Source organism: uncultured Thiodictyon sp., assembly GCF_903828115.1.
In the GTDB taxonomy this organism is placed as follows: Bacteria; Pseudomonadota; Gammaproteobacteria; order Chromatiales; family Chromatiaceae; genus Thiodictyon.
In genome coordinates this window covers 1-14,737 of the sequence record NZ_CAIKKU010000258.1, presented here as the reverse complement: position 1 = coordinate 14,737, position 14,737 = coordinate 1, and the positions used below count along the sequence as shown (strand labels likewise).

At 65.1% G+C, this 14,737-nt stretch carries 15 protein-coding genes; 8 read left to right on the top strand and 7 right to left on the bottom strand.

Going from position 1 to position 14,737, the window contains the following annotated elements; all coding sequences use genetic code 11:
- Nucleotides 1-169: 169 nt before the first annotated feature.
- The 3 genes from QZY48_RS09825 to QZY48_RS09815 all read right to left on the bottom strand — a co-directional run bounded on the left by QZY48_RS09825 (nt 170) and on the right by QZY48_RS09815 (nt 1,255).
- Entirely contained in the window at nt 170-403 is a 234-nt protein-coding gene (locus QZY48_RS09825; RefSeq protein ID WP_295430569.1) for a DUF2892 domain-containing protein, read from the bottom strand.
- A gap of 118 nt (nt 404-521) precedes the next feature.
- Complete coding sequence (locus tag QZY48_RS09820) at nt 522-740, bottom strand: DUF2892 domain-containing protein (RefSeq protein ID WP_295430568.1); 219 nt, start codon at nt 738-740, stop codon at nt 522-524.
- Nucleotides 741-991: 251 nt separating this feature from the next.
- A complete protein-coding gene (locus QZY48_RS09815; RefSeq protein ID WP_295430567.1) occupies nt 992-1,255 on the bottom strand; it encodes a zinc ribbon domain-containing protein in 264 nt (87 codons plus the stop codon).
- A 304-nt stretch (nt 1,256-1,559) separates the two neighbouring features.
- Between QZY48_RS09815 and QZY48_RS09810 the strand changes: the two genes are divergently transcribed.
- Nucleotides 1,560-1,781: a hypothetical protein gene (locus QZY48_RS09810; RefSeq protein ID WP_295430566.1), complete on the top strand. Its 222-nt coding sequence runs from the start codon at nt 1,560-1,562 to the stop codon at nt 1,779-1,781.
- A gap of 60 nt (nt 1,782-1,841) precedes the next feature.
- Here the strand turns inward: QZY48_RS09810 and QZY48_RS09805 are convergent, their stop codons facing one another.
- From QZY48_RS09805 to QZY48_RS09790, 4 genes are all read right to left on the bottom strand, one after another.
- A complete protein-coding gene (locus QZY48_RS09805) occupies nt 1,842-2,108 on the bottom strand; it encodes a hypothetical protein (RefSeq protein ID WP_295430565.1) in 267 nt (88 codons plus the stop codon).
- Nucleotides 2,109-2,480: 372 nt separating this feature from the next.
- Nucleotides 2,481-3,107, bottom strand: a complete 627-nt coding sequence (locus tag QZY48_RS09800) for an HNH endonuclease (RefSeq protein ID WP_295430564.1) — start codon at nt 3,105-3,107, stop codon at nt 2,481-2,483.
- 723 nt (nt 3,108-3,830) lie between these two features.
- Nucleotides 3,831-5,048 (bottom strand): hypothetical protein, encoded by a 1,218-nt coding sequence (locus QZY48_RS09795; RefSeq protein ID WP_295430563.1) that lies wholly within the window; start codon nt 5,046-5,048, stop codon nt 3,831-3,833.
- Between the two features lie 61 nt (nt 5,049-5,109).
- Nucleotides 5,110-5,589 carry a hypothetical protein gene (locus QZY48_RS09790; RefSeq protein WP_295430562.1) on the bottom strand — a complete coding sequence of 160 codons (480 nt, stop codon included), beginning with the start codon at nt 5,587-5,589 and terminating at the stop codon, nt 5,110-5,112.
- 391 nt (nt 5,590-5,980) lie between these two features.
- Between QZY48_RS09790 and gyrA the strand changes: the two genes are divergently transcribed.
- The 7 genes from gyrA (at nt 5,981) to QZY48_RS09755 (ending at nt 14,560) form a co-directional block, all read left to right on the top strand.
- Nucleotides 5,981-8,665, top strand: a complete 2,685-nt coding sequence (gene gyrA / locus QZY48_RS09785) for a DNA gyrase subunit A (protein ID WP_295430561.1) — start codon at nt 5,981-5,983, stop codon at nt 8,663-8,665.
- A 56-nt stretch (nt 8,666-8,721) separates the two neighbouring features.
- Complete coding sequence (serC, locus tag QZY48_RS09780; RefSeq protein ID WP_295430560.1) at nt 8,722-9,804, top strand: 3-phosphoserine/phosphohydroxythreonine transaminase; 1,083 nt, start codon at nt 8,722-8,724, stop codon at nt 9,802-9,804.
- Between the two features lie 137 nt (nt 9,805-9,941).
- Nucleotides 9,942-11,111, top strand: a complete 1,170-nt coding sequence (locus tag QZY48_RS09775) for a 3-phosphoglycerate dehydrogenase family protein (RefSeq protein WP_295430559.1) — start codon at nt 9,942-9,944, stop codon at nt 11,109-11,111.
- A gap of 13 nt (nt 11,112-11,124) precedes the next feature.
- Nucleotides 11,125-12,261, top strand: coding sequence for a prephenate dehydratase (pheA, locus tag QZY48_RS09770; protein ID WP_295430558.1), 1,137 nt, complete (start codon nt 11,125-11,127; stop codon nt 12,259-12,261).
- Between the two features lie 129 nt (nt 12,262-12,390).
- Nucleotides 12,391-12,546, top strand: a complete 156-nt coding sequence (locus tag QZY48_RS09765; RefSeq protein ID WP_295430557.1) for a hypothetical protein — start codon at nt 12,391-12,393, stop codon at nt 12,544-12,546.
- On the top strand, nt 12,543-13,658 hold the full coding sequence (hisC, locus tag QZY48_RS09760; protein ID WP_295430556.1) for a histidinol-phosphate transaminase: 1,116 nt from the start codon (nt 12,543-12,545) through the stop codon (nt 13,656-13,658). The genes QZY48_RS09765 and hisC overlap by 4 nt, the downstream gene beginning before the upstream one ends.
- On the top strand, nt 13,655-14,560 hold the full coding sequence (locus QZY48_RS09755) for a prephenate dehydrogenase/arogenate dehydrogenase family protein (protein ID WP_295430554.1): 906 nt from the start codon (nt 13,655-13,657) through the stop codon (nt 14,558-14,560). The genes hisC and QZY48_RS09755 overlap by 4 nt, the downstream gene beginning before the upstream one ends.
- Nucleotides 14,561-14,737: the final 177 nt, after the last annotated feature.

Below are 14,737 nucleotides of genomic sequence, written 5' to 3'. Positions count from 1 at the left end.
CCGGTCCGTGGGAACGTCCGGTCGCTGTCGGATACGCGATGCTTACCCTACGCGATAGGTGTTAACACATCAGTTCTGATCGCTCCCGGCGCCGATCGCGCGCCCCCGCGCTGGTGCGGCGGCGGCTCCGGGCCGGGTCCGCTGACCCGGCCGGGGCTGGTCCCGCGCGCTAACCGGCGGCCGGCGGCTGGTCCTTGCAGGTGTTGATGTCGCCGAGCAGGTAGACCGGGCAGAAGCGGAAGTAGGCGCTTGCGAGCAGCGCCAGGGCGATCAGCGCCGAGATCCAGCTTTGGAAGCCGCTGTTGTAGAAGCCGATCAGGAGGAAGATGGCGACGATCACGCGGATCACGCGATCCTTCTGGCCAACGTTGACCTTCATGATCTTTTTGATGTCGAATTTCATGGCGATGTTTCCGGTTGAGGATGATGGGGCCGGGGTCCTGAGATGGCCGAGGTCCGTGGCGTGCCCGCCGCCGGGCGCCGCGGTCCATCCGGCGCACGTCGGCGGGCGGTCCCGTGGCCTACTTGCCGGCCGGGGCCTCGCCCTGGTTGGTCTTGAAGTCGATCAGCGTATAGACCGGGCAGGTGCGCAGATAGGCGGTGAGGAGCAGCAGTACGCCGATCACGCCGACGGTCCGGCTATGGTGCATAAACCCGACCAGGATCAGACCGAACCCGAGGAGGGCGCGGACCGCGCGATCGGAATCGCCGACGTTGGCCTTACGAAAGTCGAAGCTCATAGGGATCACTCCAGTTGGTAACGGTGGGCCGCCGTCGCGCTGCCGGTGCAGGCCGCGGGGGCGGCGGTCAGCGGCCGGGTCGGTCGGCACCGACACCCGGCCGCGGTCCTTCCCGGGCGCAGGATCGCGCCCCGGAAGCCGCGCCATATTAGGGGTAATACCGTCGCGTCGTCAAAGCGAAAAATCGAAGGCGGTCCCGGTGGCGCCGCGCTAGGGCGCGGCGCCGGTCCCGGTGGCGGTGCATCAGTGCATCAGTGCATCGGGCACACCCCGCCCGCACAGCAACCGCCGCTCCCACAGGGCGGCATGGGTGCCGCACCACTGCCCCGGCTGCTGCTGGAGATGATGGTGCCGCCGGTCGCCAGGCGCTCGACCGGCGCCTCCGCCGGGGTGTCCCCGGTCTCCACCCCGGCCTGGCGGCACAGTTCCCCCCAGGTACTCAAGCTCTCGCTCATGCGGTGGCTGACCTCCAGCACGCGGCCGTTGGTGCTGCAGCGGTAGTCGTAGGTCGGCATGGGATACTCCTCGGTATATTGGTAATCTCTAATATTGGGCGATTATAGGCGTCGCGCGGCAGCGTGAAAACAGGCCGACGCAGTCGTCGTCGCCGGTCTGCGGGTGATCGTCGGCCTGGCGGGCGGCGTACCCGAACTGTCTGAAGTTCGGAAAGCTGATCCCCGGCTGGCTGCTCCAACGCACGACCTGCCATGCGGATTATTTCTGCACTTGCGATGACCGCTTTCTACGGCGGGCGAAGTTGGCCAGCACAGCGACCACGCGGGCCGACTCCCCCTCGGAGCTTATCGAGATACTTGATCCATGACAATTCCAGCCAGACCCTTAGCCGATATCACCAACCAAGCGCTGCATGTGCTTGCCCGTGAGATCGGGGCCGCCGATACCATGCGCTTTATCGGTCAGTTTTCCACCGGTACAGGAAACTACACGGAGGAGCGCGCGGCACTTTTCGACCATCTTGCGATAGACGATATCCTCGCCGAGATCAACGGCGCCAGTCACGACGAGCGCCAAGGGGTCTAGGCTGGAGTGGGCGACTGCATGTCGAGCACACGCTGCACGAATCGACATAAGCGCGCCTCATCAGCGGTCATCCCAGCCGTTACGCAGTGTATCGATGCGTTGCCGTACCTCCTCCGGCGCCGCCTGTGGACGCCGGGCGAAACGCGGTGACGCAAGGAGTTCCAGTGCCCGCGCGGCGGTGGGGTTGGCGGCAGGCGCAACGTCGGGCCGCTCATCCGGGTCCGGCAGCATGGTCAGATAGGCACGCCCGCGCAGGACAAAGGGCAAGGGTTCAAGGGCATGAACGTGCCCGCTGCTGTCGATTTCCACTTCTATTGTTGTCAGCATCATGAGTCCCCGTTGATCGGCCCCCAGATTTAGGCTGAGGAACGAACCGCAATACTTGCGGGTTATCAGAAAAGAGAAGCAAAAGTATCGTCGTGTAGGGTTAAGAAGTGAACCTGCCATGCCGTGCGCGGCATTCGCCCCGTCCGGCATTTCTTCTCCTGGCCGAACCCGATGGCGCCGTAAGATTCCAACAATGCGGTACGGGGTTTCAAACCCCGTGCCGCCCGGAGTATGGAGACTCCAGCGTCACGTAGCTCGTCTCGCCTCCGAAGCGGCCGCGCGGCAATCCCGCGCCGGAGTGGGGGAGCGAGAAGCAGGATTTGGAATTGAGCCTGGCCCCTTATCCCTCTTTACGCCCTTTTAACATATAAATTATTTGGATGAATTGATTAATTCAAGGCCGCGCCATGGACCAATTCTTGGTGCGTGCAGTAGTGGGTTTTCCAATTGTGCTTCTTCAAGTGTGTATTGCATGCGGCCATAGTTGCAAGGCGCACATGTGATTAACATATTAGATATGTCGCTACTGCCGCCCCGTGAGTGCGGAATAATATGATCGTACTGTAGCCACATGCATTGAAGAGCGGAATGTTGTTCAGAATTAGATCTACCCCAGAGGTGTGCATTAGGGTAAAGGGTGTTTAATCGCACTCGGACTTCCTTGCGCACGAGTTGGATTCCGCAAAATCTGCAGTAATGCCCGTCACGAACTACGAGTGCCTGCTGAACGGATTTGCTGGGCATTCGCGATGAAATTTCGGCCTTGTTTGGTATTTCAGACCAGTACGGACCAGTAGGCGCATACGCACTATTTTTCCCCCAAAGCGATTCTGTCCATTCTCGAATAGCAGGCATATTTGCTTCATGAAGAAGATATACCACTTCTTCATGTTTTCCAGCAAAATGCGCCATCACAGCCTGTTCCAATAAATTCGCGGCGCCTTCGATTTCTGGAATTGGTGCGCGGAGGCATCGGCGGAGTTGACTATTGCTATTCATATGCCTGTTGCCTAACTAGATTTCGCCGGACGAACTACCTCATAAACCGTCCGGCCCAGCATAGTGGATCAAAAAATCCGCCGCCTGTCAATGGTCTTGAGGCGATGTTCCGCCGCACCAGTCGGGCGTTATGCGGCACCTTCGCCGTCTCGTCCCCGATTCGGCGGCAATACTGCCTGATAAGCTGGGAACCGTGCGGGAGTCGAACTGGAATATCAATTTGTATCAATGCGATGGACGGGGCCTCGTGCTGGACCCTGAGCGCGTTAAGCGACGACGCTCCCGCGAGGCAGCCGAGTCCTGTAGGGTGGATAAGGCGCGCAGCACGCTGCCTGGAACGGGCACGACGTTGGATCGCGCCGCATCCACCGACCCCAGCGGTGTGGTGGATGCGCTACGCTTATCCACCCTACGCGCTTCTTCTCTGCGTCTCCGCGTCTCTGCGTGAGATTCTTTAGGAGGTATCACGCAGAGGCGCAGAGACGCAGAGGCAGTGACCCGCGACGCTCGGGTAACCCGCGAGGCCTCGTCGCGGCTGAAGCCGCTCCCACGGCGTCGCCGCGCGACGGCCGCGACGGATGTCCCCCTCGAGGTAGCCGGAGTTATGATTAAGGCCCCGCGCGACTATAACAACTCTGCTGGCGAATCCGGGCGCGTCCCCAAAGGGATCTTTGGAATGAGAGAAAACGTCTGGAATCCAAGGCTTCAGCCTTGGACTCCAGATCAGAAACGAAACACCGCCTGCACCGCGAACAGGTCCCAGTGCTCCACGAGCTGCCCGGGGTCGGGGTTCTCGCGGGAGGACAGGATGAAGGCCCCTTGGTGGTGTTGGTATTCGGCGCGCACCATCCAATGCTGGTTGATATCCCAGCGGATGCCGGCGCTGAAGATTCGGGAGAACCTGGGGGATGCCGTGCTTAGCCCCTTGGAGGCGACCGCGTAGGCGCGGCCGTTACGGTCAGTGCGATCGGCAAAGCCCTCCTGATAGTCGAGCAGCAGTTCGATGGCGGGGTGCGGGCGCCAGGTCCCTTGGACGTAATAGCCTTCGCCGGTTATCCGCAGCTCGGGGAAATAGGGTCCGAACCCCTTCCACCGTAAGGGCTCGCGGGCGTACTCGGAGGTGAGTGTCCAGGTTTCGGCGCTGTATTGGGCCGACAGGATCAGGTAGAGGATGTCGGTGGTGCCGGGGCCTAGGGTGAAACCCGCGTGCCGGGACGGGTCGAAACGCAGCGCCGTCGAGACGCCGCTGACGCCGAGTCTCAGGCGCTCTAACCGGGAGTTGAACCAGATGCCGGCGAGCCAGGAATTGCCGTCCGGCTCCAAATTTCCTGGGAAGTCAGCGCCCAAGTAGGCCCATTCTACATTGGTGTCGATGACCGCGCGCCCGCCTTGCAGGTTCAGGCTCAGGGTCCCGAGCCCGGCGTCGGTTTCACCGTAGAACATGGCCCCGTCGGTGGAGAGGACCAGATTACGCACCTTATCGAAGTAGACCACCTGGGGGAGGAAGATGCCGGGGTGGGTGAAGGGGACGTCGCGGGTCTCGTTATAGATACCGAGTGGATTCTTGATGCGTCCCAGGCGCAGGCCGGCGCGCTGCCGCGGCGAGGACAGGAGGCTGACATCGGCCAGGGCGAAGTCGATGGCCGGGGTCCCGTCGTACATCTCACCGGCGCGCCGCGCCAGTACCTGGCCCGCCAGCAGGAGCCAGGGCCGGGGGCGTAGCGAGGCGTTGAGGCCAACCTCGGTGAAGTCGAACGAGACCCCGTCGTAGCGCGCAAACCAGCGGTTGTCGCTGGTGCCGATGGCGGCTTGGGCGGCGAAGCCATGGAGTTGGAGGCTGGTCCAGACGGATTCTGCGGCCTTTGAGGACAGGGGGTGCAGCGTCAGGAGGGCGGCGAGCAGCGCCGCGCTGAGACCCCGGGCCCGCTGGTGCGCGGGCAACGCCCGTCGCCTGGCTGGCGCGCGGGGCTTGCAGGTCGCGATCAAGTACCGGACACCCATGTCAGCGGACCTCCAGCGTGCGGACCCGAGGGTCTCGGGGCGCAGAACGCGCATAGCCGACGGCGCCTGGGGTCGTCGCCACCTGCCGGATCATCTCCGACTCGTCGGCGACCCTGGTCGGGGCCTGGCCGGTGCCGGAAAACACCTGCCGGTCCCATGCGCTGCGCAATTGGTAGGGGAACAATCCGAGCAGATTCTTGGTGAAGGCGACGTGCAGCGGGTCCTCGTCAGGCAGCACGAAGGTCTGCACGGGCTGGCCGTCGGGCCACCGTTGCAGGCGTAGGGTGAAGTAGAGCCGGGCCTCGTTTTGGGTCACTTGGCGATGGGCAGAATCCTGGTTGACGATCAGGTCCTGGACCGCGGCCGCGGGCGGCCACAAGGCACACAGGAGCCCGCAGATGAGCCCACGGAGCAGCGAGACGGCCGCGAGACCCGCGCGCTTGGCTTGGCGCCGCGCCGCGTCCAAGCGCCCGGGCGGCATCGGTGTTGACCGTCTGGTGGTGGGGACTGGCGGACGGTCCATAAAAAACCGGCATCCTGGGCGCGGACGGGCCGCCGGGGCGGCGTTGAGGTCCCAGCCGCGGCACTGTCGGTGCAGGGTCCCTGCCGGGCGCCTGGGCAGTGGGTGATTGGGTCTGACTTGGCGCAAGATTAACCGAACTGCTTGACTCGCTCAATGTCGCGGTGGCCGTCAGGGGTGGACGCCGACCACGCGGCGGCCCCCTCGCCCAGCGGTTGATCGTGCTAACGACCCCACTGGGGCCGAGCGCGGCCCCCGTGCTACAATGCTGGGTCTTATCCGTACCCCCCTAGCCGCCGCCCGGGGCAAATCCCGCAGCGGCCGTTGCGCAGCCTGGAAGCCCGTCCTACCCATGCCTGATTTCGCCCGCGAAGTTATCCTGATCAATCTGGAAGACGAGATGCGCCAGTCCTACCTGGATTACGCCATGAGCGTGATCGTCGGTAGGGCCCTGCCGGACGTGCGCGATGGTTTGAAGCCTGTGCACCGCCGGGTGCTGTTCTCCATGAACGAGCAGGGCAACGTCTGGAACCGTGCCCACCGCAAGTCGGCCCGCGTGGTCGGCGACGTGATGGGCAAATATCACCCCCACGGTGACTCGGCCATCTACGACACCATGGTGCGCATGGCGCAGCCCTTTTCGCTGCGCTACCTGCTGGTGGACGGTCAGGGCAACTTCGGCTCGGTGGACGGGGACCCGCCGGCGGCCATGCGCTACACGGAGGTGCGCCTCACGCGCATGGCGGACGCCTTGCTGGACGACCTGGACAAGGACACCGTCGACTTCATCCCGAACTATGACAACACCGAGCAGGAGCCCACGGTCCTGCCGGCGCGCTTCCCGAACCTGCTGGTGAACGGCTCCTCCGGCATCGCGGTCGGCATGGCCACCAATATCCCGCCGCACAACCTGCGCGAGGTCATCGACGCCTGTCTGGCCCTGATCGACAACCCGCTGGCGACCATCGAGGACCTGATGGCCCTGGTGCCGGGTCCGGACTTTCCGACGGCGGCCACGATCAACGGTGTGCGCGGTATCCGCGAGGCCTACCGGACCGGGCGCGGGCGCTGCGTCATGCGCGCGCGCACGCAGATCGAGACCCAGAAGCGCAGCGGGCGCGAGGCCATCGTCGTCACGGAGTTGCCCTATCAGGTCAACAAGGCCAAGCTCCTGGAGCGGATCGCCGAGTTGGTGAAGGACAAGAAGATCGAGGGCATCGCCCACGACGGGCTGCGCGACGAGTCCGACAAGGACGGGATGCGCATGGTCATCGAGCTGAAGAAGGATGCCTACCCCGAGGTGCTGCTGAACAACCTGTATCAGCACACCGCCATGCAAAGTGTGTTCGGCATCAACATGGTGTCGCTGGTGGACGGCCAGCCGCGGACGCTGAACTTGAAGCAGATGCTCGAGTATTTCCTGCGCCACCGCCGTGACGTGGTGACCCGCCGCACCCTCTTCCAACTGCGCAAGGCGCGTGATCGCGCCCACATCCTGGAAGGCTATGCCATCGCGCTCGCGAACCTGGACGAGGTGATCGCGCTGATCCGCGCCGCGGCCAACCCGGCCGAGGCGCGCGAGGGCCTGATGGCCCGCACCTGGCCGCCGGGGGCGGTGACCGGCATGTTGGCCCGCGCCGGGGCGGAGCAGACCAGGCCCGAGGAACTCGAGGCCGCCTTCGGGATGGTCGCCGGCGGCTATCGGCTGAGCGAGCGCCAGACCAAGGCGATCCTGGACCTGCAACTGCAGCGCTTGACCGGCCTGGAGCAGGAGAAGATCCTGGGGGAGTTCGGCGAAATCCTGGAGCAGATCGCCGCCCTGTTGCTGATCCTCTCGGACCCGGACCAGTTGATGGGGGTGATCCGCAAGGAACTCGTGGCCATCCGCGACCAGTTCGGCGACGCGCGCCGCACCGAGATCCTGGTGGACCATACGGACCTGACGCTCGAGGACCTGATCGCCCCCGAGGACGTGGTCGTGACCATGTCGCACCAGGGCTATGTCAAAGCCCAGCCGATCAGCGACTACCAGGCGCAGCGGCGCGGCGGCAAGGGCAAGAGCGCGACCTCCTTCAAGGAAGAGGACTTCATCGACCGGATCTTCGTCGCCAACTCGCACGACACGGTGCTGTGCTTCTCCAGCCGCGGCCGGGTCTACTGGCTCAAGGTCTACGAGTTGCCCCAGGCCGGGCGCGGGGCGCGCGGGCGGCCCATGGTCAACCTGCTGCCCCTGGAGCAGGGGGAGCGCATCAACGCGGTGCTGCCGGTGCGCGCCTATGAGGAGGGCTATTTCGTCTTCATGGTGACCAGCGCCGGTACGGTCAAGAAGACCCCGCTGACCGAGTTCTCGCGGCCGCTCGCGCGCGGCATCATCGCCATCGACCTGCATGAGGACGAGGTCCTGGTCGGCGTGGCCATTACCGACGGGCAGCGCGACCTGATGCTCTTCACCTCCGCCGGCAAGGCGGTGCGCTTCAGCGAGGACCATGTGCGGGCCATGGGCCGCGGCGCCCACGGCGTGCGGGGGGTCATGCTGGACGAGGGCCAGCGGGTCATCGCCCTGGTGGTACCGGAGCCCGGGACCATCCTGTGCGTGACCGAAAACGGTTATGGTAAGCGCACCACGGTGGCCGAGTTCCCCACCAAGGGCCGCGGGACCAAGGGCGTCATCGCCATCGCCGGCAGCGAGCGCAACGGCGCCCAGGTGGGCGCGGTGCTGGTGCGTCCCGGCGACGAGATCATGCTGATCACCGAGGGCGGCACCCTGATCCGCACGCCGGTCGACCAGATTCCGGTCGTGGGACGGCCGGCGCAGGGGGTGAAGCTGATCAGCCTGGGGTCAGGGGAGAAACTGCGTTATGTCGAGCGCATCGTCGCCCTGGAGGGCGAGAATGGGACGGGTTCGGACCAGACCGGGGAGGCGGCCGACGGCGACCCGGGCGACGTTGCGAGCGACGACTTGAACAACGAAGACGACCCGGACACCGAACCGGGCGCTGATGGGGACGACGAAGCGGGCGAAACGCCTGCCGATTAGGCCCGGCCCCCGTGTTTGCGGGGCCACCATTTCAGACAGTTGAGCGGAGATTTAGCATGTCACGCGTGTATAACTTCAGCGCCGGTCCGGCCATGTTGCCCGAGTCCGTGCTCCTGCGGGCCCAGGAAGAAATGCTGGACTGGCAGGGCAGCGGCATGTGTGTGGCGGAGATGAGCCACCGCGGCAAGGAGTTCATGGCCATCGCCGCCAAGGCCGAGGCGGATCTGCGTGAACTGCTCGGCGTCCCCGCCAATTACAAGGTATTGTTCCTCCAGGGCGGGGCCTCCACCCAGTTCGCCATGGTACCGATGAACCTGCTGCGCGGCGCCGAGGGGGCGGACTATCTCAACACCGGCTCCTGGTCCAAGAAGGCGATCGCCGAGGCGCGCCGCTACGGGCGGGTCAACGTGGCCGCCACCACCGAGGACGAGCACTTCACCCGCGCACCAAAGCAGTCCGAGCTCAAGCTCAAGTCCGCTGCCGCCTATCTCCACTACACCCCGAACGAGACCATCGAGGGCGTGGAGTTCCCCTATGTGCCGGACTGCGGCGGCACGCCCCTGGTGGCGGACATGTCCTCCACGCTCCTGTCGCGTCCCATCGACGTGTCGCGCTTCGGTGTGATCTACGCCGGGGCCCAGAAGAACATAGGCCCGGCGGGGCTGACCATCGTCATCGTGCGTGAGGACCTGATCGGCCAACCCCTGGCCGGCACCCCTACGATGCTCGATTACAAGATCCAGGCCGACAACGACTCCATGTACAACACCCCGCCCACCTATGCCTGGTATCTGGCGGGGCTGGTGTTCCAGTGGATGAAGGACCTGGGCGGTCTGGACGCGATGGCGGTCATCAATCAGCGTAAGGCGCAATTGCTCTATCGTGCGATCGACGCCTCCGGCTTTTACCAGAACCCGGTGGCACCGGACGCCCGGTCCTGGATGAACGTCCCCTTCACGCTCCCCACGCCGGACCTGGACGACCCCTTCATCAAGGGCGCCAAGGCCGCGGGCCTCACCACGCTCAAGGGCCACCGCTCGGTGGGCGGTATGCGCGCGAGCATCTATAACGCCATGCCGGAGGCGGGGGTGGCGGCCCTGGTCGCATACATGCAGGAATTCGAGCGCACGCACGGATGATAGGAAAGTACGTGAGTACGTTAGTACGTGAGTACGGTAGCAGAAGACCTGCGCTGGCTGGAGCGTATTGACGTACTGACGTACTAACGTACTAACGTACTTTCTTAACCAACCTTCATTGCCGCAGTTAGCCTCCTATGTTCAAGATTCAGACGCTCAACAACATCTCGGTGGCCGGGCTCGACCGGCTGCCGCGGGACCGTTACGAGGTGGCCTCCGAGATCGCCCACCCGGACGCGATCCTGGTGCGCTCGGCCAAGATGCACGACCTTGTCATCCCGGACACGGTGCAGGCCATCGGCCGCGCCGGGGCCGGCACCAACAATATCCCGGTCCCGGCCATGACCGCCCGCGGGATCGCGGTCTTCAATGCCCCGGGGGCCAACGCCAATGCGGTGAAGGAACTGGTCGTCGCCGGTATGTTGATCGCCGCCCGCAATATCGGTCAGGCCTGGCACTTCGCCCGCGGGCTCACGGGTGACGACGCGGCTATCGGCAAGGCGGTGGAGGCGGGCAAGAAGCACTTCGTCGGTTTCGAGCTACCCGGCCGCACCCTGGGCGTCATCGGTCTGGGGGCCATCGGTGTCAAGGTGGCCAACGCCGCCCGCGCCCTGGGGATGAAGGTCGTCGGCTATGATCCGACCATCACCATCGCGCGCGCCTGGCAGTTGTCGAGCGACGTACAGCCGGCGCTCAGTATCGATGACCTCCTCTCGCGCTCCGATTTCGTGACCTTCCATGTGCCGCTCACCAATGAGACGCGGCATATGATCAACGCCGAGCGGGTGAGGATCATGAAAAAAGGCGCGGTGCTGCTCAATTTCTCCCGCGAAGGCATCCTGGACGATCAGGCGGTGGTCGCCGCCCTCGACGAGGGTCATCTGTACGCCTATTGCTGCGACTTCCCGAACAACCTGCTGAAGGACCACCCGCGGGTGGTGACCCTGCCCCACCTGGGGGCCTCGACCGCGGAGGCCGAGGACAACTGCGCCGTGATGGTCGCCGATCAGGTGCGCGACTATCTGGAGGACGGCAACGTCGTCAACTCGGTCAACTTCCCGGATATCTGTCTGCCGCGCAACGGCGGCTATCGCATGGCCATCGTCAACAGCAACGTGCCCAACATGGTGGGTCAGATCTCGACCGACCTGGCCGCTGCCAAGCTCAATATCCTGGATATGCTCAACCGCTCCCGCGGCGACGTGGCGGTGACCCTGATCGACGTGAACCAGCGCTGCCCGGAGGCCACGGTCGCGCAACTGCGCGCCATCGCGGGGGTCCTCTCGGTGCGCTGTCTCGGCAACTGACGGATTTCACGCCATGGACCAGCCCGCCTGCCCCGCGGATCAACTTCACCAGGTACGCGAGCGCATCGATTCCATCGATATGGAGCTCATGCGCCTGATCAGCGAGCGCGCCCGCTGTGCCCAGGAGGTGGGTCGCATCAAGAACGCCCTGGCGGGTCCGGCGGGTGCGCTGCCCGCGCCGAGCCCGGAGGAGGGCCCGGTCCAGTATTACCGCCCCGAGCGGGAGGCGGCGATCCTGAGGCGGATCAAGGAGAAGAACCCGGGTCCCCTGGACGGCGAGGAGGTGGCCCGGCTCTTCCGCGAGATCATGTCCGCCTGCCTGGCGCTGGAGCAGCCCATGCGGGCCGCCTATCTGGGACCCGCGGGGACCTTCACCCAGGCGGCGGCGCTCAAGCAGTTCGGTCACTCGGTGCACACCATCGCCATGGCGACCATCGGTGAGATCTTCCGGGAGGTGGAGGCGGGTTCCTGCGACTACGGGGTGGTGCCGGTGGAGAACTCCACCGAGGGCGTCATCAGTCACACCCTGGACATGTTCCTCGCCTCGCCGCTCTTGATCACCGGCGAGGTGAGCCTACGCATCCATCACCACCTGATGAGCCGGGAGGCGGATACCACGACCATCGGCACCCTGTACTCTCACCAGCAGTCCCTGGCCCAGTGCCGGGGTTGGCTGGACCGGTACCTGCCGCAGGCGCAGCGCGTGGCGGTGGGCAGCAACGCGGAGGCGGCGCGCCTGGCGAGCCAGGAGGCGGGGAGTGCCGCGGTGGCCGGGCTCCCGGCGGCCGAGATTTACGGCCTCACGGTGCTCGCGCAGAGCATCGAGGACGAACCCGGCAACACCACCCGCTTCCTGGTGATCGGCCCCAAGGACGCCCCCTCCAGCGGCCAGGACAAGACCAGTCTGCTGATCTCCTGCCGCAACGCCTCGGGTGGTCTGCACGCACTGCTGTCGCCGCTGGCGCAGCACGGCATCGACATGACCCGGATCGAGTCCCGGCCCTCCAGGCGGGGGATCTGGGACTATGTCTTTTTCATCGACATCATCGGCCACCGGGCCGACCCCAAGGTGGCCGAGGCCTTGGAACATCTCAAGCAGGCCTCGCTGCTGTTCAAGGTGCTCGGGTCCTATCCGGTTGCTGTACTATGAGGAACGATTCACTGATAGGTTAAACACGTCCATCAGGCAAGTCCATCAGGAAATGCTCTCGGCGTCGTTGTCGTTGTCGTAATCGTAATCGAGGTTATCGTAGCGTCCTGGATGCTCTCGCACCCCAAATTGTATCGCTTCAACGATACGGCAACGACCAACGACAACGACAACGACAACGACAACGACAACGACAACGACAACGATAACGACAACGACAACGACAACGACAACGAAAATGGCGCTATAGGCAGTCCTTTTTCCTCATCCGGACCCAGTGCATGACCAACCAAGACAATCCCTTTCTCGCCCTTGCCGCCCCCGGTATCGCGGGCCTTACTCCCTATGTCCCCGGCAAGCCGGTCTCGGAGTTGGAGCGGGAACTGGGCATCAGCGGCACCATCAAGCTCGCCTCCAATGAAAACCCCTTAGGCCCCGGGCATCGGGCGCGCGAGGCCATCGCCGCCGCCCTGCCTGAGTTGGGTCTCTATCCGGACGGCGCCGCCTTCGAGCTGCGCCGGGCCATCGCCGACCACCATCGGGTCTCGCCCATGGCAGTGACCATCGGCAACGGCTCCAACGATGTACTGGACATGGTCGCGCGGGTCTTCCTCCAGCCGGGGACCGAATCGCTCTTCTCCGCGCATGCCTTCGCCGTCTATCCGATCGCGACCCAGGCGGTGGGCGCTACGGCCCGCATCGCCCCGGCGCGCGACTACGGCCATGACCTCGCGGCCATGGCCGCCTTGGTGAACGAGCACACGCGGGTGGTCTGGATCGCCAACCCCAACAACCCCACCGGCACCTGGCTCGCCGCGGACCCCTTGCGTACCTTCATCGAGGGGCTGCCCAAGACCTGCGTGGTGGTGATCGACGAGGCCTACACCGAATACGTCAGCGAGCCCGACTTCCCGGACGCCACCCAGTGGCTCGACGCCCACCCGCACCTGATCGTCACCCGCACCTTTTCCAAGGCCCACGGGCTCGCGGCCCTGCGGGTCGGCTATGCGCTCAGCGACCCGCGCCTCGCGGACCTGCTGAACCGGGTGCGTCACCCCTTCAACGTCAACAGCCTGGCCCAGGCCGCGGCGGCGGCGGCCATCGGCGATTGTGAACACGTGCGGGCCTCGGTGGAACTCAATCGCGCCGGGATGAGCCAACTCACCGCCGGCTTCGAGCGCCTGGGACTGGGCTATATTCCGTCCGTGGGCAACTTTGTCACCGTCGACCTGGGCCGCACGGCCGCTCCGATCAATGAGGCCTTGCTGCGCCGGGGGATCATCGTGCGGCCCATCGCCAACTACGGCCTGCCCAATCACCTGCGCATCAGTATCGGCCTCGAGGCGGACAACGCCCGCTTGCTCGCGGCCCTTGAGGATATCGTCAAGGTCTTATGATTGAACGACTTGCCATCATCGGCGTCGGCCTGATCGGCGGCTCCCTGGCCCGCGCCCTGCGCGCGGCCGGGGCGGTCAACGAGGTGGTCGGCTGCGGGCGCGCCCTGCCCAACCTGGAGCGGGCAGTGGAGATCGGGGTGATCGACCGTTTCGACCAGGACCCCGCCGCCGCGGTCGCGGGGGCGGACCTGGTGTTCATCGCCGTTCCCCTGGGCGCGATCCGTGCCGTCTTCACGGCGATCAAGGACCGGTTGCGCGCGGACGCCATCGTGACCGACGGCGGCAGCGTCAAGGGCAGCGTGGTCGCCGACGCCCTGGCCGCCTTCGGCCGGATACCGCCGCGCCTGGTCCCGGGTCACCCGATCGCCGGCACCGAGCACAGTGGGGTCGATGCCTCCTTCGCGACCCTCTACCGTCAGCGCCGGGTCATCCTCACGCCCCTGCCGGAGACCGACCCGGAGGCCCTCGCGCGGGTCGACTGGATGTGGCGCACCTGCGGGGCCGAGGTCAGCCGCATGTCCGTGGCCCACCACGACGAGGTCCTGGCCGCCACCAGCCACCTGCCCCACATGCTCGCCTACGGCCTGGTGGACGCCCTGGCGCGCATGGACGAGACCGATGAGATCTTCCGCTACGCCGCCGGGGGCTTTCGCGACTTCACCCGCATCGCCTCATCGAGCCCGGTCATGTGGCGGGACATCTGTATGGCCAACCGCGAGGCCCTGTCCGCCATGCTGGCGCGCTTCAGCGTCGAACTGACGGACCTGGCCCAGGCGATACGCCTGGGCGACGGCAACACCCTGCTTGAGGTCTTCGCGCGCGCCAAGGCGGCACGGGACCGGTATGTGGAGGTTGCCGCGCCCAAGGATAGTCCGGCACCGGACGCCGGCGAACGTAAATAGACTGGCGCTTCGCCAAGCCGCACGGTCAGAGTGGTTTGAGTAGAAATGGACAGGGTTAGGAACAGTTCGCTAAGTTAAACGATTCCATTTCGGGGCTGCCTATAGCACCATTGTCGTTGTCGTTGTCGTTGTCGTTGTCGTTGTCGTAATCGTGGTTATCGTAGCGCCCCGGATTCT